The 25,864-nt window shown below is 63.2% G+C and carries 22 protein-coding genes; 13 read left to right on the top strand and 9 right to left on the bottom strand.

The window, feature by feature from the left end; genetic code table 11:
• Nucleotides 1-31: 31 nt before the first annotated feature.
• The 4 genes from ACT2BZ_RS13820 to ACT2BZ_RS13835 form a co-directional block, all read right to left on the bottom strand.
• Nucleotides 32-424, bottom strand: a complete 393-nt coding sequence (locus ACT2BZ_RS13820) for a DUF427 domain-containing protein (protein ID WP_457935715.1) — start codon at nucleotides 422-424, stop codon at nucleotides 32-34.
• A gap of 58 nt (nucleotides 425-482) precedes the next feature.
• Nucleotides 483-1,877 (bottom strand): aminotransferase, encoded by a 1,395-nt coding sequence (locus ACT2BZ_RS13825; RefSeq protein WP_457935716.1) that lies wholly within the window; start codon nucleotides 1,875-1,877, stop codon nucleotides 483-485.
• Between the two features lie 86 nt (nucleotides 1,878-1,963).
• The gene (locus ACT2BZ_RS13830) at nucleotides 1,964-2,893 is read right to left on the bottom strand and encodes a TolB family protein (RefSeq protein ID WP_457935717.1); all 930 of its coding nucleotides are present in this window, start codon (nucleotides 2,891-2,893) and stop codon (nucleotides 1,964-1,966) included.
• 98 nt (nucleotides 2,894-2,991) lie between these two features.
• Nucleotides 2,992-3,291 carry a hypothetical protein gene (locus ACT2BZ_RS13835; RefSeq protein WP_457941318.1) on the bottom strand — a complete coding sequence of 100 codons (300 nt, stop codon included), beginning with the start codon at nucleotides 3,289-3,291 and terminating at the stop codon, nucleotides 2,992-2,994.
• A gap of 248 nt (nucleotides 3,292-3,539) precedes the next feature.
• On the opposite strand from ACT2BZ_RS13835, the gene ACT2BZ_RS13840 reads away from it, so the two are divergent.
• Both ACT2BZ_RS13840 and ACT2BZ_RS13845 read left to right on the top strand, forming a co-directional pair.
• Nucleotides 3,540-5,168 (top strand): long-chain-fatty-acid--CoA ligase, encoded by a 1,629-nt coding sequence (locus ACT2BZ_RS13840; RefSeq protein ID WP_457935718.1) that lies wholly within the window; start codon nucleotides 3,540-3,542, stop codon nucleotides 5,166-5,168.
• A gap of 89 nt (nucleotides 5,169-5,257) precedes the next feature.
• Entirely contained in the window at nucleotides 5,258-6,148 is an 891-nt protein-coding gene (locus ACT2BZ_RS13845; RefSeq protein ID WP_457935719.1) for a DUF1499 domain-containing protein, read from the top strand.
• On the opposite strand, the gene ACT2BZ_RS13850 is transcribed toward ACT2BZ_RS13845, so the two are convergent.
• Entirely contained in the window at nucleotides 6,119-7,024 is a 906-nt protein-coding gene (locus tag ACT2BZ_RS13850) for an MBL fold metallo-hydrolase (RefSeq protein ID WP_457935720.1), read from the bottom strand. The two genes, ACT2BZ_RS13845 and ACT2BZ_RS13850, sit on opposite strands and share 30 nt — an antisense overlap.
• A gap of 113 nt (nucleotides 7,025-7,137) precedes the next feature.
• On the opposite strand from ACT2BZ_RS13850, the gene ACT2BZ_RS13855 reads away from it, so the two are divergent.
• Complete coding sequence (locus ACT2BZ_RS13855; protein WP_457935721.1) at nucleotides 7,138-7,731, top strand: biotin transporter BioY; 594 nt, start codon at nucleotides 7,138-7,140, stop codon at nucleotides 7,729-7,731.
• 21 nt (nucleotides 7,732-7,752) lie between these two features.
• Here the strand turns inward: ACT2BZ_RS13855 and ACT2BZ_RS13860 are convergent, their stop codons facing one another.
• On the bottom strand, nucleotides 7,753-9,120 hold the full coding sequence (locus tag ACT2BZ_RS13860) for a UDP-glucose dehydrogenase family protein (RefSeq protein WP_457935722.1): 1,368 nt from the start codon (nucleotides 9,118-9,120) through the stop codon (nucleotides 7,753-7,755).
• 353 nt (nucleotides 9,121-9,473) lie between these two features.
• Between ACT2BZ_RS13860 and rfbC the strand changes: the two genes are divergently transcribed.
• From rfbC to ACT2BZ_RS13880, 4 genes are all read left to right on the top strand, one after another.
• Complete coding sequence (rfbC, locus tag ACT2BZ_RS13865) at nucleotides 9,474-10,028, top strand: dTDP-4-dehydrorhamnose 3,5-epimerase (RefSeq protein WP_457935723.1); 555 nt, start codon at nucleotides 9,474-9,476, stop codon at nucleotides 10,026-10,028.
• 60 nt (nucleotides 10,029-10,088) lie between these two features.
• Nucleotides 10,089-11,159, top strand: coding sequence for a dTDP-glucose 4,6-dehydratase (gene rfbB, locus ACT2BZ_RS13870; protein WP_457935724.1), 1,071 nt, complete (start codon nucleotides 10,089-10,091; stop codon nucleotides 11,157-11,159).
• A complete protein-coding gene (gene rfbD / locus ACT2BZ_RS13875) occupies nucleotides 11,156-12,040 on the top strand; it encodes a dTDP-4-dehydrorhamnose reductase (RefSeq protein ID WP_457935725.1) in 885 nt (294 codons plus the stop codon). The genes rfbB and rfbD overlap by 4 nt, the downstream gene beginning before the upstream one ends.
• Before the next feature lie 790 nt (nucleotides 12,041-12,830).
• Nucleotides 12,831-16,478, top strand: coding sequence for a glycosyltransferase (locus ACT2BZ_RS13880; RefSeq protein WP_457935726.1), 3,648 nt, complete (start codon nucleotides 12,831-12,833; stop codon nucleotides 16,476-16,478).
• 21 nt (nucleotides 16,479-16,499) lie between these two features.
• Here the strand turns inward: ACT2BZ_RS13880 and ACT2BZ_RS13885 are convergent, their stop codons facing one another.
• Nucleotides 16,500-17,249, bottom strand: a complete 750-nt coding sequence (locus ACT2BZ_RS13885) for an ABC transporter ATP-binding protein (RefSeq protein WP_457935727.1) — start codon at nucleotides 17,247-17,249, stop codon at nucleotides 16,500-16,502.
• 2 nt (nucleotides 17,250-17,251) lie between these two features.
• Nucleotides 17,252-18,040, bottom strand: coding sequence for an ABC transporter permease (locus ACT2BZ_RS13890; protein ID WP_457935728.1), 789 nt, complete (start codon nucleotides 18,038-18,040; stop codon nucleotides 17,252-17,254).
• Between the two features lie 249 nt (nucleotides 18,041-18,289).
• On the opposite strand from ACT2BZ_RS13890, the gene ACT2BZ_RS13895 reads away from it, so the two are divergent.
• The 3 genes from ACT2BZ_RS13895 to ACT2BZ_RS13905 all read left to right on the top strand — a co-directional run bounded on the left by ACT2BZ_RS13895 (nucleotide 18,290) and on the right by ACT2BZ_RS13905 (nucleotide 20,809).
• Entirely contained in the window at nucleotides 18,290-19,318 is a 1,029-nt protein-coding gene (locus tag ACT2BZ_RS13895; protein ID WP_457935729.1) for an acyltransferase family protein, read from the top strand.
• Nucleotides 19,319-19,465: 147 nt separating this feature from the next.
• The gene (locus tag ACT2BZ_RS13900; protein WP_457935730.1) at nucleotides 19,466-20,113 is read left to right on the top strand and encodes a hypothetical protein; all 648 of its coding nucleotides are present in this window, start codon (nucleotides 19,466-19,468) and stop codon (nucleotides 20,111-20,113) included.
• Between the two features lie 144 nt (nucleotides 20,114-20,257).
• The gene (locus tag ACT2BZ_RS13905) at nucleotides 20,258-20,809 is read left to right on the top strand and encodes a hypothetical protein (protein ID WP_457935731.1); all 552 of its coding nucleotides are present in this window, start codon (nucleotides 20,258-20,260) and stop codon (nucleotides 20,807-20,809) included.
• A gap of 23 nt (nucleotides 20,810-20,832) precedes the next feature.
• Here the strand turns inward: ACT2BZ_RS13905 and ACT2BZ_RS13910 are convergent, their stop codons facing one another.
• The gene (locus tag ACT2BZ_RS13910) at nucleotides 20,833-22,287 is read right to left on the bottom strand and encodes a DUF2793 domain-containing protein (protein WP_457935732.1); all 1,455 of its coding nucleotides are present in this window, start codon (nucleotides 22,285-22,287) and stop codon (nucleotides 20,833-20,835) included.
• Nucleotides 22,288-22,480: 193 nt separating this feature from the next.
• On the opposite strand from ACT2BZ_RS13910, the gene ACT2BZ_RS13915 reads away from it, so the two are divergent.
• Genes ACT2BZ_RS13915 through ACT2BZ_RS13925 form a run of 3 tightly spaced genes read left to right on the top strand, consistent with a single transcriptional unit; the run spans nucleotide 22,481 to nucleotide 25,862 of the window.
• Nucleotides 22,481-24,397 carry a polysaccharide biosynthesis protein gene (locus tag ACT2BZ_RS13915; RefSeq protein ID WP_457935733.1) on the top strand — a complete coding sequence of 639 codons (1,917 nt, stop codon included), beginning with the start codon at nucleotides 22,481-22,483 and terminating at the stop codon, nucleotides 24,395-24,397.
• A gap of 32 nt (nucleotides 24,398-24,429) precedes the next feature.
• Nucleotides 24,430-25,329, top strand: a complete 900-nt coding sequence (locus tag ACT2BZ_RS13920) for a glycosyltransferase (RefSeq protein WP_457935734.1) — start codon at nucleotides 24,430-24,432, stop codon at nucleotides 25,327-25,329.
• Between the two features lie 2 nt (nucleotides 25,330-25,331).
• Nucleotides 25,332-25,862, top strand: a complete 531-nt coding sequence (locus ACT2BZ_RS13925) for a sugar transferase (protein WP_457935735.1) — start codon at nucleotides 25,332-25,334, stop codon at nucleotides 25,860-25,862.
• Nucleotides 25,863-25,864 lie beyond the last annotated feature (2 nt).

Genomic DNA, 25,864 nt, shown 5'->3' on the forward strand with positions numbered 1-25,864 from the left:
CAGCCCTCCGGCAGAGGCGTCGGTGGCCCGCTCAGGCCGTCGGCACGGCCTCCACCTGCACCTTGTCGGGATAGAAGGCGCCGTGGTCCTTGATCAGCGCCATCTCGTCATAGGGGTTTTCATAGGCCCACATGACGTTGGCCTCGCCTTCGCCCGACGCGCTGGCGCTCCAGTAGGAGGCGTCGCCCTTGTAGGGGCAGTGGGTCGAGGCGTCGGTACGCTTCAGGAACTCGAAATAGATGTCCTTGAAGGGGATGTAGAAGACCGCCGGGTAGTTTTCCTCGCGCATCACCAGCGCCCTGTCTGTCGAGGCGACGATGGCGTCGGCATGCCTGACCGTTACGACGCCCGAAAACGGTTCGACACTGATCTCGCGCGCCGGGTTGCGCTGAAATCCGGGCGACGGGTTTGCTGCAATGTTCATGGCCACGCTCCTTGTTCGGGCAGCAACGCGCCATGCGCACCTGCCGTTCCCAAGGGACCTAGGTATCGCGAAGTCGCTGCGCCACCACCCAGGCCTCGGCCTGGTTTAGGCTCTTTTCCAGCCGGTCGAACATCTCGTCGAGTTCGGCCTGTGAAATGATCATCGGCGGGCAGATGGCGATGGTATCCCCGAGCGCACGCAGGATGGCGCCGTTCTCCTCGATCAGCCGCGAAGTTTCTGGCCCGACGCCCTTCTTCGGGTCGAAGGAGCGCTTTGTCCGCTTGTCGGCGACGAGCTCGACGCCGCCCATCAGCCCGCAGGAGCGCGCCTCGCCGACCAGCGGATGCTCGCCGATCCGCGCCATGCGCCGCTCGAACCCCGGGATCAGCTTCCGCACCTGGCCGACGATGTCGCGCTTCTGGTAGATCTCGATCGCCTTGACGCCGAGCGCGCAGGAAAGCGGATGGCCGCCATAGGTGAAGCCGTGCGAAAAGCTGCCGAGCTTTGCTGAATGGTCGACATAGGCCTGGTAGACGTCTTCCGGCACCATGACGGCACCGAGCGGCGCATAGGCCGAGGTAAGCTGCTTGGCGGCCGAGATGGTCTTTGGCCGCATGCCCAGCGTCTGGCTGCCCCAGAAATTGCCGGTGCGCCCGAACCCGGTAATCACCTCGTCGGCGATCAGCATGATGTCGTGTTCGTCGAGGATCGGCTGGATCGCCGCGAAATAGGTCTGCGGCGGCACGATGACGCCGCCGGCCCCCATCACCGGCTCGGCAATCATCGCCGCGATCGTTTCCGGCCCCTCGCGCTCGATCATGTCCTTCAGCGACTGCGCCAGCCGCGCCACGAACTCGGCCTCGCTCTCGCCCTCTGCCGCGAAACGGTAGTAATGCGGGCAGTCCGTGTGCAGCACGCGGTCGACCGGCAGGTCGAAACCATTGTGGTTGCCTGCAAGACCGGTCAGCGAGGCGGACATCACGGTGACGCCGTGATAGGCCTTGATGCGCGAGATGATCTTCTTCTTGTCCGGCCGGCCGAGCGCATTGTTCATGTACCAGGCGAGCTTGACCTGCGTGTCGTTGGCCTCCGAGCCCGACGAGGTGAAGAACACCCGCGAAATCGGCACCGGCGCCAGTTCCTTCAGCTTCTCGGCAAGCTCGATGGCCGGTTCCGTGCTCTTGGCGCCGAACAGATGATAGAAGGGCAGGGCGCGCATCTGCTCGATCGCCGCCTCGATCATCTCCTCGTCGCCGAAGCCAAGCCCGGCGCACCACAGGCCCGACATGCCCTCGATATAGGAGCGACCCTGCGTGTCGAAGACATAGACGCCCTGGCCGCGCTCCATGACGACCGCGCCGGTCTCGGCGAGCTTGTGGATCGGCGTATAGGGATGGACGAGCGCGTTGATGTCGCGCGTCTGGAGATTGCTTAGCGGCGGTTTGTCGAGCACGGGAGACTCCGGGGCAGGGATGCGCCGATCTAAGCCGATTTTGGCGGGTGCGGGAAGGGGAGAGCCGGTCTGTAGCGTGATGAGCCCTAGAGTGCGCCGACCTTCCGAAGGTCGTTGTCTGGTTCATAGGCGACGTAGGCGAAGCGGGTGCTGTCGGGTGCCCAGGAGTTGACGTTGATCGTGCCCTGTCCGCCCGGTAGCGCGACGAGGTCGCGCTGGCCGGAGCCGTCCGGTTTCATCAGCCGCAGGATGACGTCCCTGTCGGCCGGGTGGCCTTGGGTGCCTTTGGGGTAGCTGAGATAGACCACGGCCCCGCCGTCGGGCGAGGGGTGCGGAAACCAGTTGACCCTTTCGTCATGCGTCAGCTGCTCGACGCCGGAACCGTCGGGGCGCATGCGAAAGCACTGCGCATGGCCGGGCGAGGCGCGCTCCGAATTGAAATAGATCCAGGCGCCGTCCGGCGAATATTCCGGTCCGTCATGCGGCAGGTCGAGGTCGGTGAGGCGGCGGTTATCGCCGCCCTCAGCGGGCAGGGTGAAGATGTTGATGCGCTTCCTGCCCGCGCGCTGCTCGACCGCGACATAAGCGAGCGTTTCTCCGTCGGGCGAGATGCCGTGCAGGTAGCAATGGTGCGGGTGCTCCTGCGGGGCCGAAACGCGGCGCGGCTCGCCGCCGGCGATCGGCAGAGCGTAGATGTGGCCGTCGTCGCTGCTCGCATAGACCGTGCTGCCGTCGGGCGACAGGACATGGTCGTTGTTGAAGCTGTCGATGCCGCCTGAATCGAGCCTCGCCGGTGCCACGCTGCCGTCGATGCGGACGAGCCAGAGCTCGCCGCCGGCATTGACGAGCAGGTTTCGGCCGTCGCGCGTCCAGTTCGGCGCCTCGATCAGGCCCTCGACTGCGAGCAGGACAGAGGCGGTACCGTGGCCGAGGTCGAAGATGCAGAGTTCCGAGCGCTGGCCGGCGGCCAGTTTTCGGCCACGCGGCTTGATCGGCCAGTGTTCGATCGTCGGCACCTGAGGATCCCCGCCGGTTGCCTGCCCGAAGCGGGCGGCAGCGGGCAGAGGCTATCATGGCGTGCGTGGCCCGCAAGGCCGACCGGACTGCGCAGGTCTCAGGCGGCGGCCTTGAAGACGTCGAGCAGGCCGGCATAGGAGGCGGCGATTCCGGCGAGCGGACTGGCGCTGCGCGCCGTCGTCTCGACCTTCAGTCGGCCGCCATTCACCGGCAGGGTCAGGAGCAGGAACTGGCGCGTCTCACCCGTGCCGACGGCGGCCGCGGCGGCGTGGTGGGCAGCGCCTTCGGCCTCGACCGTCATCTTGAAGAGGAGCGTGCCGCCGACGGCGTCGAGGGCGCCGCGCACCACATTCTCGAACTCCGAGTCGGAAACGGCGCGGGCAGGCGGCGGCAGCATTCTGGTTTGCGGGGCGGGGAGGAGGGTCAGGCTGCCGGACACGGAATCCGGCGCGGTATGCTTGGCTGTTTCAACGTCCATGACGTCACCCTTCGGCCTTGTGCAAAGCTCCCCGCCAAGGTCGACCATTTACAGCGACGATGGCCGGATTGTGGCGCCGCTGGTTTGCGGAAGGGAAGCCCACAGACAACTGGACAAATCGGACGATCACGCCACTATGTCCCAAAGACTGTTCTGGGAGGAACGCAATGCTCGGACTGATGCAGGAATGGCCGCTGCTCTGCCACAAGATACTTGACCACGCGGCCCGCCAGCATCCGGACCGGGAGATCGTCTCGCGCTCCATCGAGGGCCCGATCGTGCGCACCACCTACCGGGAGGCGCGCGAGCGCGCGCTGAAGGTTGCCGAGCGGCTGGAGCGCGACGGGTTCTCCACCGGCGACCGCATAGCGACACTGGCCTGGAACACGGCGCGCCACTTCGAGGCCTGGTACGGCATCATGGGCATGGGCGGCGTCTACCACACGCTGAACCCCAGGCTGTTTCCCGACCAGATCGCCTGGATCATGAACCATGCCGAGGACAAGGCGATCTTCGTCGACCTGACCTTCATGCCGCTGATCGAGAAGATCGCCCCGGCGGTGAAGTCGCTGCGGCAGGTGATCGTGCTGACCGACAGGGCGCATATGCCCGAGACGGCGCTGCCCAACGTCGTGGCCTACGAGGAATGGCTGGAGGAGGCCGACGGCGGCTACCGCTGGAAGGCGCTCGACGAGAATGCCGCAGCCGGCATGTGCTACACCTCGGGCACGACAGGCGACCCGAAGGGCGTCGTCTACAGCCACCGATCCAACGTGCTGCACGGCATGATTGCCGCGATGCCCGACGCGATGGGGATTTCCTCGCGCGACGTCATCCTGCCGGTGGTGCCGATGTTCCACGCCAATGCCTGGGGCCTGGCGCAGAGCGCGCCGATGATCGGCGCCAAGCTGGTGATGCCCGGCGGCAAGATGGACGGACCGTCGATCTGCGAGTTGCTCAACACGGAGAAGGTGACCTTCTCAGCCGCCGTGCCGACGGTCTGGCTGATGCTGCTGCAATATCTCGAGGAGACCGGCGAGACGCTGCCGCACCTGAAGAAGGTGGTCATCGGCGGCTCGGCCTGCCCGCGCGCCATCACCCAGAAATTCCAGGACAATTACGGTGTCGAGGTGATCCATGCCTGGGGCATGACGGAGATGTCGCCGCTCGGCACGCTGGCGACGCTGAAGCCTGAATGCGCGGAGTTCGAGGGCGAGAAGCTGCTCGACGTGCGCATGAAGCAGGGCCATGCGCCGTTCGGTGTCGAGATGAAGGTCACCGACGACGAGAATGTCGAGATGCCCTGGAACGGCCAGAAATTCGGTCGCCTGAAGGTGCGCGGCCCGGCGGTGGCGCGCGCTTATTACGGCGGCGCCGGCGCCGAGCAGTTCGACGAGGAAGGCTGGTTCGATACCGGCGACGTCGCCCATATCGACCCGCTCGGCTACATGCAGATCACCGACCGCGCAAAGGACGTCATCAAGTCGGGTGGCGAGTGGATCTCGACGATCGACCTGGAAAACCTTGCCGTCGGCCATCCCGAGGTGCTGGAGGCGGCGGTCATCGGCGTGCCGCACCCGAAATGGGCCGAGCGGCCGCTGCTGATCATCGTGCGCAAGCCGGGCAAGGAGCCTCAGAAGGCTGCCATACTGGAGTTCATGGAAGGCAAGGTGGCGAAGTGGTGGATGCCCGACGACGTCGCCTTCGTCGACGAGATTCCGCACACGGCGGCAGGCAAGATTAAGAAGACCGCATTGCGCGACCAGTTCAGGGATTACCGGCTGCCGACGCAATGAGGCGGCCGGCGCGTTCATTTCGGCTTCAATCGGAGCGGGAAAGCCGGTAAGAAGCGCGCGGCACAGGACAGCGGGGCGGCGACTGCAACATGGCTGACTATACCGAGGCGCCGGTTTCGCGTGCGGCGGCGCTTGGCCGCCGGCTAGCGGTGTTCTCGGCCATCGTGTTTGCCATCGCTGCGCTGGCGCACCGCTTCGGGCTGCTGGCCACGCCCGATGTCATTCCCGTGCTCGGCGTCGTCGCTGCGCTGGCGCTGCTTTCGCTGGCTTTCGCGGCGCGCGGGCTGCAGCAATTGTGGACCTATGGCGGTGAGGGCGGCGGCAATGTGCTTGCCGCCGTTCTGGTTGCCTGCCTGGTGCTGACACCCTTCTCGGTCGCATTGTATCGCGGCCTGACCCTGCCAAGCCTCGATGACATCTCGACCGACACGGACGACCCGCCGGTACTCTCCGCCGCGACCGTGGAGCGCAAGCCGGGGATGAATGTCATCGAGCCCTTCACGCCCGAGCGGCGCAAGCTGCAACACGATGCCTATCCGACGGCGACCGGCCGGCGCTACGGCGCGCCGATTTCGCAGGTGGCCGACTCGGTGAACGACGTGCTCGATGAACGCGGCTGGACCGTGCTGGTGCGGCCGGAAAGCGTGGAGGCGACCGAGGTCACCTTCGAGGCCGTCGCCAGGACGCTGGTGATGGGGTTTGCGTCGGATGTCGCCATAAGGCTCATCGACGAGGGCAACTCGACCTATGTCGACATGCGCTCTGCCTCGCGTTACGGCGCGCATGATTTCGGCGACAATGCACGTCGTATCGAGGCTTTTCTGGCCGATCTCGACGTCGAGATCGCCTATCTGACGGTCGTGGTTCCAGTCGAGGAGCCGCCGGCGCCCGAACCAGTCGCACCCGAGCCGGAGCCCGAGCTCGCCGTGCCGGACGAGCCGGCCGAACCGCTAGACCGGTCGGAAGATCCCCCCGATTGACGGGGCGCCGTCGGTCTCGACGGCTGCCCTGGCGACCAGGTCCTCGAGATGCGCCAGCACCGAGAGCCCAGCTGCGCCGTGCAGGCGCGGATCGGTATCGGTGTAGATGCTGCGGACGATGTCCGGAATCGACCGGTCGCCCAGCCGCAAACGCTCCAGGATCGCGCGCTCGCGCATCTTGCGATGCCCCTTCAGCCCGCGCAGGAAGGCGCGCGGCTTGTCGACCGGGCCGCCATGGCCGGGCAGCAACTGACGGTCCTCGCGCGCCAGCAGGCGGTCGAGAGAAGCCATGTAGTCGGACATCGCGCCGTCGGGCGGCGCGACGATGGATGTCGACCACGCCATGACATGGTCGGCCGAAAACAGGATTCCGGTGCTCTCAAGCGCGAAGGCAGCGTGGTTGGCGCAGTGGCCCGGGGTGAGGACCGTGCGCAGCGACCAGCCGTCGCCTGACACAATTTCGTCGTCCGCGAGTGCGACATCGGGCGAGAATTCCATGTCGGCGCTGGCGTCGAGCGGGTTTATCTCGCCGGTATGGAGCGGCCGGGCTGGCCGGTGCGGCCCCTCGGCGCAGACGACCGCGCCTGTAGCGTCCGAAAGCCGCGCGGCCAGCGGCGAGTGGTCGCGATGCGTGTGGCTGACGAAAATGTGGCTGACCGGTCGACCGGCGATCGCGGCAAGCAGCGCCCGGTAGTGCGGCTCGCTTTCCGGGCCTGGGTCGATCACGGCCAGGCTGTCACGCCCGACGATGTAGCTGTTGGTGCCGTGAAAGGTGAAGGGCCCCGGATTGTCGGCGGTGACGCGCACCACGCCGGGCGCAACTTCGACGGCATGCTCGTGCTCGGGCGTGAAACGTACGTCGAATTCCAATGTCATCGGGGCCTGCTGTGTGAACTGGTCAAAACCGTTTGCCGCCTTGCACGGAAGCACATATACCGAAAAAACATCTGGGCATACGCGCCTGAACACGAGCCGACTGGAGACTGACGATGGCGATCGCTACTACCGCAAGACCACTTGTTTCGCTGGCGCTGCCGGAAAAGGGCGCGGCCAGGTTCGCCATGCAGTTTGGCATCGCGCTGCTCGGCACGCTGGCGCTGACGCTGTCGGCCAAGACCAAGGTGATGCTCGGACCGGTCGACCTGTCGCTGCAGACGCTGGTCATCCTGCTGATCGCCGTCAGCTTCGGCATGCGCCTCGGCGTCGCCACGCTGCTGCTTTACATGGCAGAGGGCGCGATGGGCTTTCCGGTGTTCCAGAGCACGCCTGAAAAGGGCATCGGCATCGCCTACATGCTGGGCTCGACCGGCGGCTACCTGGCCGGCTTCGTGGTCATGGCGGCAATCGTCGGATGGGCCGCCGACCGGGGCCTCGACCGCAATCCGTTCAAGCTGTTCGGCGTCATGCTGGTTGCCGAAGCCGTGATGATGGCGATGGGCTTTGCCTGGCTGGCGACGCTAATCGGTGCCGACAAGGCATGGCAGTTCGGTGTCGCGCCGTTCGTCGTGCCGGACCTGATCAAGGTCGCGCTGGCCGCTGCCATCGTGCCGGCCGTCTGGTCGCTGCTGCCCGGCAAGCGCTGAGTATGGGCTGACGCGCCGCCGTTATTCGGCGGCGCGGCGCTCTGCCGCCTTGTGCAGCGCGTGCGATTCGCCGCGGCCGATCGCATAGTAGAGAAGGCCGCCGGCCGCCGCTTCCGCCGGGTCGTAGAGATTGCGGCCGTCGACCACGACCGGATTGGCAAGTTCTGCCTTCAGCTTGCCGAAATCGACGATTCGGAACTGCTTCCACTCCGTGCAGATGACCAGCGCGTCGGCGCCCTTGAGGGCTTCCTCCTTGCTGCCGGCAAGCACGAGGTCGGCCCGATCGCCATAGATGCGGCGGGTCACTTCCATCGCTTCCGGATCATAGGCCTGCACGCGAGCGCCTGCCGCCCAAAGACTTTCCATCAGATCCCGGCTCGGCGCGTCGCGCATGTCATCGGTGTTCGGCTTGAAGGCGAGGCCCCAGACGGCAATGGTGCGGCCCTTGAGCCGGCCGTCGAAGATCTGGTCGAGCTTGCCGAACAGCACCGTCTTCTGGACGCGATTGACCGCCTCGACGGCCTCGATCAGCCGTGCTTCCAGGCCGACCGACGCGGCGGTGCTGACCAGCGCGCGCACGTCCTTGGGGAAGCAGGAGCCGCCATAGCCGCAGCCTGGATAGATGAAGTGGTAGCCGATGCGCGGGTCCGAGCCTATGCCTTGGCGCACGCTCTCGATGTCGGCACCGAGCCGCTCTGCGAGGTTGGCGATCTCGCTCATGAAGCTGATCTTGGTGGCGAGCATGGCATTGGCGGCGTATTTGGTCAGTTCCGCCGAACGCGTGTCCATGAACATCAGCTTGTCATGGTTGCGGTTGTAGGGCGCATAGCATTCGCGCATCAGGCGCTGGACCTTGTCGGAGCCGGTTCCAATGATGATGCGGGCGGGCCGTGCGAAATCCTCAAGCGCGCTGCCTTCCTTGAGAAATTCCGGATTGGAGCAGACGTCGAAATCGAACGCGGTTCCCCGCTCGGCCTGCGCGCTGGCGATGCGGCCCGCAACCAGCTCGACGGTGCCGACGGGCACCGTCGACTTGTTGACCACGACCTTGTAGCCGTCGATATGGGCGCCGATGGTCGCCGCCACGTCGAGCACGTGGGAAAGGTCGGCCGAGCCGTCTTCGCCGGGCGGCGTGCCGACGGCGTTGAAGATCAGCGTTCCAAACGCGATGGCAGCGCTGGCATCGGTGGTAAAGGTGAGCCTGCCGTCCTCGACATTGCGGACGACGACGCTTTCGAGGCCGGGTTCGAAGATCGGCACGACGCCCTTGGTGAGGCCTTCGATCTTCGCGGCGTCGACGTCGACGCAGATGACCTGGTGGCCGACATCGGCGAGGCAGGCCCCGGTGACCAGGCCGACATAGCCCGTTCCAAATATGGTGATCTTCATGGCGTCTCTACCGGGTCAAATTGAACTGGTGCCAGCGCGATGGCCCGGTCGCGAATACAGCCATTTGGGCGGCGCGGCAACCTGGCACGGCACGGACCAAACAGGCGCAGCAGCGCGAGCCCCGGTGCGGGGCCTGGTGTCACCAACGGCGGCCGCGATTGACCGGTCGTGGTGGAAACGCTAAATGCAGACCTTGCCGGCGATCGGAAAACCGGCCGATCTATAGTCGGATCGCCGAATATTGGTGAGGTCGACTGCAAGTCTATTCGTGCAATACATGCAGGCGGGGTCCCGCGTAATGCGGATTATTGTTGACGTGACGCTAGCGCGCCCAAGCGGGTTTGCCGTGCCCCATGGTTGACGTCAGACCGCTCGGCCTGCACGGCGTCTACGAGATCACGCCCAAGCGCTTTGGCGACGAGCGCGGCTTCTTTTCCGAGACCTATAACGCGGCAGCCCTCTCAGAACAGGGCCTGACCATGACGTTCTGCCAGGACAACCAGTCCCTGTCGAAGCCTGCCGGCGTGTTGCGCGGGCTGCACTACCAGTTGCCGCCCGTTGCCCAGGACAAGCTTGTGCGGGTGCTGCGCGGTGCCATCCTCGATGTCGCTGTCGACATCAGGAGGAGTTCGCCAACCTTCGGCAAGTGGCTGTCGCTTGAGGTCTCCGCGGCCAGGTGGAACCAGATTCTCGTGCCGAAGGGCTTTGCGCATGGCTTCGTCACGCTCGAACCCGACACCGAGGTGGCCTACAAGGTATCTCAGCCCTATTCGCGCGAACACGAACGCTCTATCCGTTTCGACGATCCCGACCTTGCGATCGACTGGCGAGTGCCCGCATCCGCACTCACCCTGTCGGAGAAGGACCGGGCGGCGCCGCTTTTCGCCGAGGCGGCGCTATTCGACTAGGCCGGCCGGCGGCGCAGCCGCCAAGGTGACAACACGACCTCTACGGGAACATCGCGAGCCATGAACATATTGCTGACAGGCGGAGCCGGTTTCATCGGATCGGCGCTATGCCGGCACCTCTGCACGACGCCCGGCAACCGGGTAACCAATGTCGACAAGCTGACCTATGCCGGCAATCTGGCGTCGCTTCGGCAGATCGAGAACTACCCGAACTACCGCTTCGTGGAGGCCGACATCTGCGATGCCGCGACAATCTCGGCGCTGCTGCGTGAGGAGGCGATCGACACGGTGATTCACCTCGCCGCAGAGAGCCATGTCGACCGCTCGATCGACGGACCGGCGGCCTTTATCGAGACCAACATCGTCGGCACGTTCCGCCTGCTGTCGGCAGCGCTCGAGCACTGGCGTCGCATGACTGGCGAGGACAGGGCCCGGTTCCGTTTCCACCACGTCTCGACAGACGAGGTCTTCGGCGACCTGCCGCATGACGGCAGCCTTTTTTCGGAAGAGACGCCCTATGCGCCGTCCTCGCCCTATTCCGCGTCGAAGGCCGCGTCAGACCATCTCGTGCGTGCCTGGCATGCGACCTACGGTCTGCCGGTCGTCGTCTCCAACTGCTCCAACAATTACGGTCCGTTTCATTTCGCCGAAAAGCTCATCCCGCTGAGCATTCTCAACGCGCTCGAGGAAAAGCCGATTCAGCTCTACGGCAGCGGCCTCAACGTGCGCGACTGGCTCTTCGTCGACGACCATGCGCGTGCGCTCGAGGCAGTGGCCTCGCGCGGCGTGCCGGGCCAGAGCTACAATGTGGGTGGGCGCGCCGAGCGCACCAACCTCAGCGTCGTCGAGGCGATCTGCGATACGCTGGACGAGATGAAGCCGCGCCGCGGCGGCGCCTCCTACCGCAGCCTGATCACCTTCGTCGATGACCGGCCGGGGCATGACCGCCGCTACGCCATCGACGCTTCCAAGATCGAGCGCGAACTGGGCTGGCGGCCGAGCGAGACCTTCGAGAGCGGGCTGAGGAAGACGGTGGCCTGGTATCTCGCCAACGACTGGTGGTGGAAGCCGATCCGCGACGGCCGCTATGCCGGCGACAGGCTGGGCATGGCCGAAAAGGCGGCGCCGTGAGACTGCTGGTCACCGGGCGAGACGGCCAGGTCGCGCGCAGCCTGACGGAGCGTGCGGCCGATTTCCCGCAGATCGACCTGCTGACGACGACGCGGGCCGAGCTGGACCTTGCCAGGCCCGGGACGGTGGCCGCGACGATCGCCGCCGCAAGGCCCGACATCGTCGTGTCTGCCGCCGCCTACACCGCCGTCGACCGTGCGGAGGACGAGGCCGAGCTTGCCTTCGCGATCAACGCGGCCGGTGCAGGCGCCGTCGCCGCAGCGGCCGCCGCCATCGGCGCGCCGGTGATCCATCTTTCGACCGACTATGTTTTTTCCGGCGGCAAGACCGAGGCTTATGACGAGGACGACGAACCGGACCCGCAGGGTGTCTACGGCCGCAGCAAGCTTGCCGGCGAAGCGGCCGTCGCGGCGGCAAATGCGCGCCATGTCATCCTGCGCACCGCCTGGGTCTACAGCCCGTTCGGCCGCAATTTCGCCGCCACGATGCTAGCCCTGGCGCGCGACCGCGACAGCCTGCGCGTGGTGGCCGACCAGCAGGGCAACCCGACATCGGCGCTCGACATAGCCGACGCCATACTGGGCGTCGCAACGACGCTCGGCGCCGGGGCGAGGCCCGACCATTTCGGCGTCTTTCACCTGACCGGAAGCGGCGACACCAGCTGGAGCGGGTTTGCGCGCGAAATCTTCGCGGCAAGCGGCAGGCACGGCGGCCCGACGGCCGAAGTGACCGACATCGCCACGCAGGACTATCCGACGCGGGCGACGCGGCCCGCCAACTCGCGCCTTTGCTGCGACAAGCTCGAGCGGATCTACGGCTGGCGAGCGCCGGCCTGGCAGGTTTCCTGTGACCGCGTGATTGCCCGCCTGGTGGCTGACTGAAACGAGGCAACGCGTCTCCGTTGCCACGCCTGCCTTCGCATCTGGCCATTGCCTTTCGAAAGTCAGCCTTCGCATCCGCAAGCGGAGGCCGGGAAGACGGGGCGCGGGGCCGTGCCTTCCGACTGCAAATGCGTGGCGCGGCATCCGCGCCCCGTCCGGCGTTCTTTGGCCTTCCCATCCCCCACGGAAAACGGACCTTCCGGCATGTGCCGGTGGTTTCTACGTCGCGGCGCCAACGACATACGGGCGCCTGGTCTCCGTCGCATCTGCGCGGAGAATCTCGGGGACTCCGGGTCAACCCTCCGGTTCGGCGGCCACGTTAGCCGCATCCCCGAAGCGCCGGCTCCTCCCCGCAAACCGCCGTCATGACCGGCGTTCCCGCAGGAGGAACTGCCGACAATTCTACGAGAGTTTATGATGGCGTGGATAAAGTCGTCATGCGGTGAAGGCAGGGCAGGCTGCTGGCGTGCGCCTGACTGACCATGTCTAGTAGAGCGCGCGTTGACCAAGCGGAAACAAGTACTTCAGCTTCGCCGAGGAGCCGTAGTGAAAAATCCCAAGTCTGGAAAGTGTTATCCCTCGAAACTGCGGGTGGGAACTGCTAGTTACCGAGTATCGCACGAATCATTTGTTTTGCGCGTTGATGAGTGCTGAAGGAACATCGAATCCGATGAAGAAGTCTTCAAAAGAGCCGGTTTCCTCTCTGTCTGGGGATGAAACTCAAGCCGCAAAAGTGAGCCGGCCAAGAAAGGCGCCTGTTGCAAAGGCGACCGGGCAGACACTTCGGCAGTTGCATGAGGCGCATGCCGGCAAGGTTTCGGACAAGTGGTCGATCTATCTCGACACCTACGAGGAAGTTCTGTCGGACTTGCGGGACAAGCCGGTGCGCCTGCTCGAGATCGGCGTCCAGAATGGTGGGTCGCTGGAAATCTGGCGAAAGTTCTTTCCAAATGCCGAACTGTTGCTGGGTTGTGACATCGACACCGCATGCGGCGAGCTGGAATTCGACGACCGGGAGATCGCGATTGTCATTGGCGACGCCGACAGCGCCGAGGTCGAGCGCCAGATTGTCTCGCGCGCGAAGCATCTGGACGTCATCATCGATGACGGATCGCACAAGTCGTCGAGTGTCATCGGCAACTTCGCGCGCTACTTCCCACACCTGTCCGACGGTGGGATCTACATCGCCGAGGACATGCACTGCAGCTACTGGGAAAGCTTCGAGGGCGGCCTCTACGACCCGCTGTCCGCTCTCGCCTTCTTCAAGCGACTGGTCGATGTGATCAACAGCGAACACTGGGGCATCGCGCGCTCCCGCGCCGAAGTCCTTGCTTCATTCGCCAAGAAATTTGACCTCGCCCTCGACGCGGAAGTGCTTTCCTCGGTTCATTCGGTCGAGTTCAGGAACTCGCTCTGCGTCATCAGGAAGCGTGCGCCCGAACGCAATGTCCTGGGGCCGCGCAGCATCGCCGGTTCCGAGGCACTGGTGGCGCCGGGCGCCTTGTCCTCCGGCGGAAAGGTTAGCTGGGCCCCTGACCAGACGGCGAACCCATGGACGCTGGGTTCCGTGACCATTGAAGACGAGATCGTCGCAGGCAGGCAGGTCGACGAGCGGCAGTTGAAGGAGGCGATCACCGAACGCGACGGCAGGATCGCTGCTCTCAATGCCGACATGCGGGGAGTCGAACGGGCAATCTCGGAAAGCCGTGAGGCCGAACGCAGGCTGAAGGCGGAACTTGCCGGGCGCGATCGCAAGGTCAGCGTTCTTGAGGCAGACCTGCGGGAACTGACGCTGCAGGCCCAGTCATTGCGAAAGCGCCTGGCCTCGTCGGAAATGGCGACGCTGCAGCTCAGGCAATCGACAAGCTGGCGCATAACGGCACCGCTGCGTGCCCTGTCCCGCCATGCCGGAACGCTGGGGAGGAATCTCGGCCGTGCCTTTCGGCTGGTCTGGTGGCTGGCGAGCGGCCAATGGCGCAGGGCATTGCGGGCGGCGCTCCCCTATTATCACCGCTACGTGCCCGTGAAGTGGCGGGCGATGCTGCCGGACCGGGTCGCCCAAGGGCTCAAGCGCCGCCTGATCTATGCGGCCACCGAACCGACGAGCCAGCCATGGCGCAGGCCGCTGCAGACGCTGCGACGGATCATGCGGGATCGTGCCAGGGAGCGGAGCGGGACGGTTTCGAACCCAAAGCGCCTGGCCGTGTTCGCTGCCTATAGTGAGAGCGAAACGATCCCGGACTATGTCCTGATCTATCTGGCCGAGCTGAGGAAGGTCTGCAAGACGATCATTTTTGTCGCCGACAACGACCTCGGCGAGTCCGAGAAGCTCAAGATCCGGAAGCTTGCAGACACGGTAATTTGCGGGAGGCATGGAGAGTACGATTTCGGTTCGTACAAGAGGGGTTACTTCCACGCGAAGGAGAACGGCCTCCTGGGCCGCCATGACGAGCTCGTCTTGTGCAACGACAGCTGCTTCGGGCCCATGTCAGGCTTCGGCGAGATGTTCGACACGATGTCCAGGGAGGCTTGCGAGTTCTGGGGCATAACGGACAGCCGGCTGTTTACCTACCATCTGCAATCCTACTTCATCTGCCTGTCGGCGGATGCCTTCCGCCACGCCGCCTTCGCAGCTTTCCTGGCGGGGGTGAGAAAGCAAAGGACCGTCCAGGACGTCATCCAGCAATACGAACTGAAATTGACGGAACTGCTCATCAGCAAGGGGTTCGAGCCGGGCGTCTTTGTCAAGAAGGCGCCCGCGATCGGCTGCGCTCCAAGCAGGGGCGCGCAAAGCATCGAGCACTTTCCGCGCTTTCTCGTTGAACAGGGATCCCCGCTGGTCAAGATCAAGGCCATCCGAAAGCCGGCCTGCAACCTGGACGGCATCTGCGAAACGCTGCAACTCGTCGATCGGAAGGCGCCCGATCTCTATCGCGCGATCATCGGTTTCGGGGACACGGCCAAGTATCTCACGGCAAAGGATGTCGCCTTCTCAGTGATAATGCCGACCCGAAACCGGGCCCATTGCATCGAACAGGCGATCGATTCGATGCTGGCGCAGAGCCACGCCAATTTCGAACTTGTCATCGTCGACGACGGCTCGACGGATGGCACCAAGGACCTCGTGCACGGACGTTACAGCGAGTCGATAGACAGTGGCCGGATCGTCTATGTCTCTGCCGACGAGCCAGCCGGCGTAAGCGCCGCGAGAAACCGTGGGCTGCGCACAGCGAAAAATCCCTGGATTGCCTATCTCGATTCCGACAACACGGTCAGACCGTATTTTCTGAGCGTTTTTGCCCAGCACATCATCGGTTTCGACCCGAAAAAGACGTTCTACGGCCAGTTCTGTCGGAAAGAGGATGGCTACATCATCGGAAAGGCGTTCGACTACGATCTATTGCTGAAGGGAAACTACATAGATCTTGGAGTGTTTGTGCACCATAGGGACTGTTTCCTGGAGCTTGGAGGATTCGACGAAAGCCTCAGGCGACTGGTCGATTGGGATCTGATACTGACCTACACGAAGATCCACGAGCCGGTATTCATTCCGCACGTCATGATGGAATACACATCGGGCGAGGAGCCAAGCAGGATCAGCACCAGAGAGCCGATCGGGCCGGCCTGGTTCAGCATTCTGGCCAAGAGAAACACCAGGCCAAAGATCTCTACGCTGATCCTGAGCTACAACCAGCGGGACTACATCGAGGAGGCCATCGAGAGCGCTCTGGCCCAGCAGGGCGAGTTCGTCCACGAGATCGTCATATCCGACGATGGTTCGACAGACGGCACGCAGGAAGTCATCAGCCGGTACAGCGACAAGATTCCGCAACTCATACGCAATGTCAGCAGCCTCGAGAACCGGGGCATTTCTGAGAACTATCGTCACGGCTTTGCGGAGGTGGGCGGCACCTATGTCGCCACGCTGGAGGGCGACGATTACTGGACCGACAGCCGCAAGCTCGAGTCACAGGCGGCCTTCCTGATGGAAAACAAGGGGTGCTCCATGGTCTTCTCGAAGATCGAGGTCCAAGGACCCGACCGGGCGACCAGGCGCTATCTCGAGCGGCAGGAACTGATCGGCAAGCGACTGCTGAGTGGTCAGGATTTCCTTGACGATCCAAGCATGAACCTGATCGGCAATTTCTCGAGCTGCATGTTCAGGACCAGCTTGATGCAGGCCGCGCCGCCGATCCTTTTCGAAAAGCGCATCAGCGAAATCGCGGTCGCGTTCTATCTCGAGAACCATGGCAAGATAGGCTTCATAGACAAGGCCATGAGTGTCTACCGGCAGCATTCAGGCGGTGTCTGGTCGGGGAGCACCCCGGAGGCGCAGCGCAAGAGCGGTCGGGAAACCCGGCTGACCGTCAAGGCCGTGGCAAGAAATGAGTACAAGGGCCAGATTCAAAAGGTGATCGATCAGCGCTACGCAAGCTGAATCGACGATTTGCGACCCGGCTCAATCGGACTGATCGCTGTCACTGTCTTCTGGTCGGTCGAAATACTCGTCGGCCGTCCCATCCCAGGCGATACGGCCCTTTTCCATCCTCACGATGCGATTGCATACGCGCTTGAGCAGCCTTTCATTATGCGAGGCAAGCACGATGATGCCTGCCCTGGCGACAATCTCTTGCATGCGCGTCCTGGCCTTGTTCTGAAAAGCCTTGTCCCCTGCGCCGATCCACTCGTCCATGAGCAGGATCTGGGGCTCGAAACTGGTGGCGATGGCGAAGGCCAGCCTTGTGGACATGCCGGCCGAATAGGTCTTCAGCGGCATGTCGATGAAATCGCCCAGTTCGCTGAACTCGATGATGTCATTCATGCGGCTGTCGATCTCGTTGCTGCTCCAGCCGTTGATCAGGCCGCGCAGCACGATATTGCGGCGGCCGGTCGCTTCCTTGCGGAAACCAAGATTGATGTTGAACAAGGCATCGACACGACCGACCTTCTCAACCGAACCGCTGGTCGGTTCGTAAATGCCGTAGAGCACCTTCAGGAGCGTCGTCTTGCCGGCGCCGTTGGTTCCGACGATGCCCAGTCGGTCGCCGGCCTCGAGCCCGAAGCTGACATCGTCGAGCGCGGTAACATGGGGTTCGCCGCCGCTGCGTGAAAACCGTCCGCCAACCGCACCTCTGCCGGCGGCAGAGAGCCGGAAGCCTCGCGGCAGGGGATATTCGAGGCTGACGTTGCGGGCGCGGATGGAAACCATGGTCAGAGCCAGAAAACGATTCTGCGGTTGAACTTGCCGAGCAGCAGGAGCGCCGCCACCGACATGCCGGCAGTGCATGCCAGGACGATTGCCCACGAATTCAGGGGTATGACGCCGCTGACCACGGGCTGGCGCAGGATCTCGATATAGTGGGTCAGCGGGTTCCAATGATAGAGGAGACCGCGCAGGCCGCTACCATCGCCGCGAACCCAGAAGATCGGCGTGATGAACATCAAGAGCCGCATCGAGTTGGTGACGATGTGCTGGAAGTCGCGGAAGAATACGCCGGCGAAGGCAAACAGGATCGCCACGGCGGGCGCCGTTACCAGCAGGAGCAGTATCGCCGGCGCGATCGAGAGCATCGCCGCGTTGATCTCGACGCCACTGAAGAAAATCAGCGGCACGGCGCCAATCAGCGCATAGGCCGAGCGGATCGCGGTGCGCATCGTCTGGCGCAGGACGTAGATGGATATGGGCATAACGGTGCCCTGGATGAAGCCCGCCTCGCGAATGAACAGCGACGCGCTCTGCGTCAGCGTCTCGCTGATGAACTGCCATACCAGGTATCCTGCCGCGACATAGGCCATGAAATTCACGCCGTGCGCGGTGCGGTCGAAGATGAAGATGATGATTCCGGTGAACAGCAGGTAGTTCAGCAGCGGCCAGAGCCGGCCAAGCAGCGTGGCGCGATGCGAATCGGCGATGTCCTCGGACGCCAGCGCCATCCACACGCCCTTGAGCTTGAAGGCAGCGCCTATGTCTGCAATGGCGCGCTGAAGGGTTTGCAGCATGCGTTTTCCAAGTATTCGGTTGCCCGGCTGCTAGCATATCCGCGCCGCAACGCAAATCGGCGACGGCTTTCTGCCGAGATTGGTCTGGCGTGAGGGTCGTGAAGTGGCTACAGGTGAGCCCGAAGCCGTCGTTTGATTGTCGTAGCTGTGATCAGAGGAAGCTTCCTGTCGCCGTTCAGTGCAGAGCGACAGCGCTATGGTGGCGGGCGATCCGGTGCCGGATGACGTTCACCGAAATGGCGTGCAGCAGTGATCCAGAATGTACAAGCCCTTAGATTCTATGCCGCTTTGGCTGTTCTTCTTTTTCACGTTTCGTCAGTTTATCAACGTTATCACGGGGAGTTCTTTGCGGCGTGGGCATCTGCCTTCGACCCGCTTGGCCGGATAGGCGTCGACGTATTCTTCGTCATTTCCGGTTTCGTGATCTGGACATCCACGGTCAGCCGACACGGTCGAAGAGACGCATTGCCTTTCACCTTGCGTCGGTTAGCTAGAATCTTTTTGACCTATTGGCCCGCGCTAGTGTTGTCCAGCTTGGTCAACGTCTTCGTCCGGGGTAGAAATCTTTCAGAATACGATCTGTTCGAATCGATCACGCTATTGCCAATTGAATTGGGCCAAGCTCGGATTCTGTTGCTACCGGTTAGTTGGACGCTCAGCTTCGAGATTATTTTCTACGGTGTCTTTTCACTGTTGATGCTGTTGCCTCGCAATCTGGCGCTTGTGTTCATATTGGTTTGGGGAACAGTGGCCGTGTCGCTTGGGGAGGGGCCTCTCCTTTCGCCGTTCATTGCGCAGTTTGCCGCGGGATGTTTGCTTGGCTATGCCGTCCCCCGCATCAACCCCGAAAGACTATCACTGACTGCTCTAGTGGTGTGCGCGATTCTGCTGCTGATCGGGGGCGCGCATAGTGAAGGGACGTTGTCGCGTGTCATCTGGTTCGGGTCTTTTGGCGTTACCGCGGTCTTATTGGCTGTGTGCCTCGAAGCGCGCGATCTTGTCGCTGGGAAAGGCCTTGTGACTATGGGAGGAGCAAGTTACGCACTGTATGTGGTTCATTTCCCTATCCTGCAGGCCTTCGGTTCAAGATGGGCGACGCTAAAGCTTTATCCGGACATCATCTGGGTAGTGGTGCCACTCTCGCTGGCGGCCAGCTGGCTCTGGTGGGTTCATGTCGAAAAGAACGCAAATCGATGGATGAAGGCGAAAATTTCCGTGCGCTTTCAGCGGCAGCCGACAGCTGTCAATACCGTGATGAATCGACCGGGGGGCTTGTGATTTCAATGTCCCGATATTCTAGGCGAGCCTAGATCGCCGCTTCCTGATTCGCCTGCCATTGGTTCGTTCAACGGTTCGGTCTGGGCCGAAGGATCCGATGATCTTGGTATCTGGTGAGACAGGAAAACGGATTTGAATGGATGAGTTATGCTTGAACAATTGACGAATGACGGGCTGGCTTATTGGGGTAATCCCACTCCAGTACCAGAAGTCACGGTCATCATCATTGGTCCACCGCGTTCCGGCACGACAATGCCGGCTGCCACCCTGCATCACCTCGGCGTATTTATGGGCGCCGAAGTCGGGACAGGTGTGTTTGAGGACAGGCGAATCGCCAAAGCCTTGGAAAAGTCGCCTGAGGAGCTCCCGCAGGTGATTGCCGACTACAACACCCATTCCATCTGGGGTTTCAAGCGGCCGATGGCATTTGGTCAAATCGAACGAAACTTGAACTTGTTTCGAAATCCACGATTTGTCGTGACCTTTCGCGACCCCATCGCGATCGCAAAGCGCAACGAGGTCTCGATGGGAAAAGATTTTGCCGAGCAGTTCAAGGCGGCGATCGGTCGAACAAATCAGATTGCGAATTTTATCGGACGGCAGACGGTTCCAGTCATGGGGATTAGCTACGAGAAGGCGGTGTCGGCGCCTGAGAGCTTCACGAGGTCGCTTGCAGAGTTTGCATGCCTGAAGCCGACTGACGCAGAAATTCTTGAAGCGTCCAGATTCGTCAGGAATGGCCCGGATGAATACCTTATGGCTTCGCAAACACGATTCTCAAAACGAGGCAGCTGACATCGTCATAACTACGCACTGTCCCGTTTGTCCGCTTGCGGGTCGGTATGGCCATACAACAACTGAAAATAAGAAATCCAGTCCAATGCGTGCGGATAGTGGGGGAGTCGAGACCTGTCAGAAGCAATCGCAATGAGAATTACGATGCACCAGCGGGAAGTCGCCCTGATGGAGTCCTTTCTCGCCAAGTCCACTTCCTATTTCGAATTCGGTATGGGCGGCAGCACATGCCTCGCAGCGCAACTCGTGCGTGATCGCGTTTCGGCGATCGACAGCAGCTTGGAATGGATCCAAAAGGTTCGCGAGGCGATAGGCGAAAATCCGCGCAAGCAGATTGACCTGCGTCACATAGATGTTGGTCCGCTTGGCGCTTGGGGGATGCCGCTGAGCCGGAAACGTCAGGAACACCTGTTCCCGGCCTATTCCCTTGCCATCGAGGAAAATGGTCATTTCGACCTGTGCCTGGTGGACGGACGATTTCGCGTCGCGTCCTTCATGCAGGCACTTCTCATGGCGGAGCAAGAAACAGTCCTTGCCATTCACGACTACGCGGGCCGACGCAAATACCACGTCGTCGAGGAATTCGCCCGTCCGATCGCCCAATGCCGACAATTAGCGTTTTTTGTGCGGCGATCCGGAATGGACCGTGAGAAAGCCCTCCGCTGCGCCGAGTTGTACAGGCGTGACCCGGCCTAGCCGGACCTGCGCTGGCTTCCCCATCACCCATACTGGCCGCCGGTTGCCGTTGTGCCGGCAATGCTCCCCGGGTAGTGGCTCGCGCCGGCGCCGCCCGTGTAGATGACGGCATTGGTCTGCGCCTCGTAGCGCTTGCCGGTGACCGTGCCGCCGGTGAAGGTGCTCGCATTGGTCGAGATCAGCGCGCCGCGGTCCGCAAAGGCGAAGGCGCTCGAAAAATTCAGCGTTCCCGACAGGGTGACGGTCCTGTTGAAGCAGTTGATGAAGCCGTTCGGCGAGGCGTAGAAGTGGCGCGGGCTGGCCGCGGTGATGGCATAATCGGCGTTGACGTTGATGGTGCTGCCCGGACCGTTGGTGCGCATGTGCGCCTGCGAGGACGCGGCGCCGAAGACGATGGCTGCGCCGATGCCGACCGTTGCCCCGGCGGAGCAGTTGATGCCGAGCAGGGTGCCGTTCAGCGACAGTCCCGCCAGGTTGAGGGAAACGCCGGCGCCGCTGGCCGAAACCGAGGTTGCGCCCGCGATGACGCAGCTGGCGGGCGTCGACAGGTTGCCCCGGAGCGTGGGGGGCTTGTTGTTCAGCATCGGCGTGGCGATCGACGGGCCGACCGTCCAGGTCCCGTCCTGCAGCTGGATGGTGACGGTGTAGGTCGAGGGGTCGATGGCCACGGCAGCCGCAACGGCTTTCGCAATCGTCAGGAATGCCCCGCCGGCGCTGTCGGCCAGGCCGTCATTGCTGTCGGAGCCGTCGGCCCGGACGTAATAGGTACGGTCCGCGGCCAGGACCTCGCGAACGTGCCTCCTTGTTACGACCTGCTCGGGATGGACGAGCGGGAGTGCGGTGGGCAGGAGGACGCGTCCCGTCGCGGCCTCGGCGCGTAATGCCTCGACCCAGGCGGAACCGTCCGGCGAGACCTTGACGCTCCAGTCTTCATTGCCGGCGAGGCCGAACTCGGCACGGCCGGAATAGCCGGTCTGGAAGAGCACGGAGGCGGTGTCGCCGGGCGCTGCCTTGTTGACCTTCAGCCGGTGGTCGCCGGATTCCTGGTCGAACAGCGAGGCGGGGCTCCTGACGGCCAGCCGGTTCGTGTCGTCGGCGGTGGTGTTGACGCCGACGCGCGGCGCGGGGTTCAGGCTGTGCACCGCCGCGTCGATCCAGGCCGCACCATCGAAGGCAACCAGGCGCGCCTCGTCGGCGACGAAGGCGAGCCAGCCGGGGCGCGGCGCGAGGAAGACCCAGGCGCCGTCCTGCCAGGCGGCGACCTGTCCCTCACGCGCCGTCCATGCGCCGCTGGCGGCTGCCGCGACGATATAGCGGTTGCCGTTCGAGGGAGAGATCGGCGGCGACGCGAGGTGGCGGTCGAGCACGGCGAGTTGCACCAGCGCGTCGAGCGTCCTGATCGCTTCGTTGTGGGTAACATGTTTCTGCGCCTGCGAAGGCAATATGTAAGGAAGGCTAAGGTTTGCGGACTGGTCCATCTGGCGTTCCCCGATCAAAGAGGAGCCATTCTATTGCTGCAGGTCGGGGCGTGGATAAAATGGGTCGCCCTGGCACTGGACAGCCTGGGAAAGCAGGAGCAAAACGGACCTTGATTTATTTGCTGCAACAGACTCAATTGTAGTCAGGTAACTGAATCTCTGTTCTGAAAAAACTGACTTTACGGCAGTATAGATGTATCTAAGGCGGCTTGTGCATAATTTCATTGCGTTGCCCCGAGGCAGAAAGAAATTTATTTTCGTTTGCTTCGACGTGGCACTCTTGCTGATTCTTCAGTGGGTAAGTTTCTCGCTCAGATTGAAGGTGTTCTTCGTCCCGAATTTCTCCCAGGCCATCCTGATGATCGCTGCGCCGGCCATCGCGCTGCCGGTCTTCATCCGCATGGGGCTTTACCGATCGGTGCTGCGCTACCTGCCCGAGCGGGCGATCTGGACCATCCTTCAGGCGGCCTCCATCGCCGCGCTGGGCTGGGTTGGACTGGTCTTCCTGACCAGCATGACGGGCCATGGCGGGGCGGGCGTGCCGCGCTCCACGGCGGTCATCTACTGGCTGCTCAGCGCGTTCTTCCTGGTGGGCAGCCGCTTTGGCATGAAGTGGCTCCTGCGCGACAAGCCGGGCTCCCGGGCCGATACCAAGCGCACGCTGATCTACGGCACGGGCCGCTCGGCTCTGCAATTGACCAGGGCGCTCACCACCGCCCACGAACGAACCGTCTTCGGCTTCATCAGCGACGACGCCAGCCTGCAGGGCATGGATATCCTCGGCATCAGGGTCTATCCGCTGCAGGGGATCCCGGCGGTCATCGCCAATTTCGGCATAGACGAGATCATCGTCACGACGCCCTCGATCAGCAGTGCGGCGCATCGCGATCTGGTCCAGAAGCTGTCCGATCTGCCGGTCAGGCTCCGGATCCTGCCAGCCATCGCCGATCTCGCCGACGGCAAGTATTCGATGCGCGACGTGCGTGACATCGACATCGACGACCTGTTGCGCCGCTCGCCGGTGCCGGCCGACCCTGAGCTGATGCGCGGTGTCATCGAGGGGCGCGTCATCCTGATCACGGGGGCCGCGGGTTCGATTGGCTCGGCGCTCAGCAGGACGGTCGCCAAGCTCAACCCGCAGAAACTGATTCTGATGGATTTCAACGAGTACGGGCTCTACGAGATCGGCCGCGAGATCGCCAAGAACGCCGGCTTCCCGGTGCTGCGCGTGCTGGGGTCGGTGACCAACCCGGAACTGGCGCGGCGCACGCTAAGGCAGCACCGCGTCGAGACCGTCTACCACTGCGCCGCCTTCAAGCACGTGCCGATCGTCGAGACCAACTGCATCGAGGGCGTGCGCAACAACGTGCTTGGCACCTGGACCATCGCCGAAGCGGCGCATGAGTGCGGGGTCAAGACATTCGTCCTGATCTCCTCCGACAAGGCGGTGCGCCCGGCAAACGTGATGGGCGCGACAAAGCGCTGGGCCGAGCTCATCATCCGGCACTTTGCGGCGCTTTCCGATACAGAGACGGGAGTCAATTTCTCCACCGTTCGCTTCGGCAACGTGATCGGATCGAGCGGCTCCGTAGTGCCGCTCTTCAAGGAGCAGATCGCCGCCGGCGGCCCGGTGACGCTGACCCATGAGGAGATGACCCGCTACTTCATGTCGGTGCGCGAGGCCGCCGAACTGATCATCCAGGCCAGCGCCTTGTCGAAGGCCGGCGACGTGCTGCTGCTTGAGATGGGCGACCCGGTGCGGATCCGCGACCTCGCGCAGGACATGATCATGCTGGCCGGCCTGACTGTCCGCAGCGACGAGAACCCCGACGGCGACATCGAGATACTGACCATCGGCGCGCGCGAGGGCGAGAAGCTGCACGAGGAACTCGTCTACGAGCCGTCCGGAATCCAGCGGACCAGGCATCCGAAGATTTTGCGGGCCAGGCGCTTCAACGGCGTGACGACAGAGGTTCCAGGCCATCTGTCGGCGATGTTCGACAGGGTCGAGGCCGGCGACGAAGTCGCGGTGCGGCAGATGCTGTTCGATTTTCCGACCCATCGCGAGGAGCACGCGCAGGAGCGGGAGCTCAGGGCCGCCGAGGTCTGAGATTGGGAAGTTCCGGCAGCATTGCGATCCTGTTGGCGACCAGAAACGGCGCTGCTTTTCTCGACGAGCAGCTCGTTTCGCTGGCCGCGCAGAAGGCCGGTGTCATCGACGTCTGGGTCTCCGACGACGGCTCGACGGATGACACGCTGGCCATTCTCGCCGCCTGGAAGGAGCGTTGGAGCAGGGGCCGCTTCGAGGTTCTCAAGGGGCCGGAGAAGGGGTTTTCGGAAAACTTCAGGTCGCTTGTGACCAACCGCGCGATCGAAGCGGACTATTACGCCTTCTGCGACCAGGACGACATCTGGGATGACGACAAGCTGGAGAAGGCTACCGGCTGGATCGAGGCGCAGGCGAAAGACAGGCCGCTGCTCTATTGCTCGAGAACCATGAACGTGTCGCAGAGCGGCGTGCCCCTTGGAGCCTCGCCGCTTTTTGCGCGACGGCCCTCCTTCCGCAACGCGTTGGTACAGAGCATTGCCGGCGGCAACACCATGGTGATGAACCGGCGGGCTCGGAGCGTTCTTGCGGATGCCTCGGAACGCACCGGCTTCGTCAGCCATGACTGGTGGGCCTACCAGATCGTCACCGGTGTCGGCGGGCTGGTCAAATACTGCCCGGAGCCGAGCGTGCGCTACCGCCAGCACGACGGCAACCAGGTCGGCGCCAACACCTCCTGGCGGGCGCGACACGTCAGGTTGAAGATGCTCCTGCGCGGCCAGTTTTCGGAATGGACGGCGGCCAATCTGACGAGCCTCGGTCTTTGCCGGGACATGCTGACGCCGGACGCGCGCGCGGCGCTGGACCTGCTGGCAAAGGTGCATGGCGGGAGAGGACTTTCGCGGCTATACGCCCTCAAACGCTCGGGCGCATACCGGCAGACGCTGGTCGGCAACATCATGCTGTGGTTCGCCGCCGCCGCAGGGTGGATGTAGGCATGAAGCGCTTTCTCGATGTGGTCATTGCGCTGCCGCTTCTCGCGCTGATGTCGCCGCTGATGCTCCTGGCGGCGCTGTGGATCAGGCTGACTTCGGCGGGCCCCGCGGTATTTTCCCAGTTGCGCGTCGGCAAGGATCAGGCGCCTTTCCGCTGCCACAAGCTGCGCACCATGTATGCCGATACGGCGAGCCGGCCGACACACGAGGTGGCCGTGAATGCCGTGACGCCCTTCGGCAGGCTGCTGCGACGCTGCAAGTTCGACGAGTTGCCACAGCTCTGGAACGTCATAGAGGGCTCGATGAGCCTGGTTGGCCCGCGTCCATGCCTGCCGATGCAGCACGAACTGATTGCCCAACGTCAGAGGCTCGGCGTCTTCTCGCTGAGGCCCGGCATTACGGGGCTGGCCCAGGTGCGCGGCATCGACATGTCCACGCCGGCAGCGCTCGCCGAGGCCGACGCGGAATATCTCGCGAAGCAGTCGCTGTGGCTGGACCTGGGCATCCTGTTTCGGACCCTCATCCGGTTCTAGTC

This window comes from Mesorhizobium sp. 10J20-29, assembly GCF_054130485.1.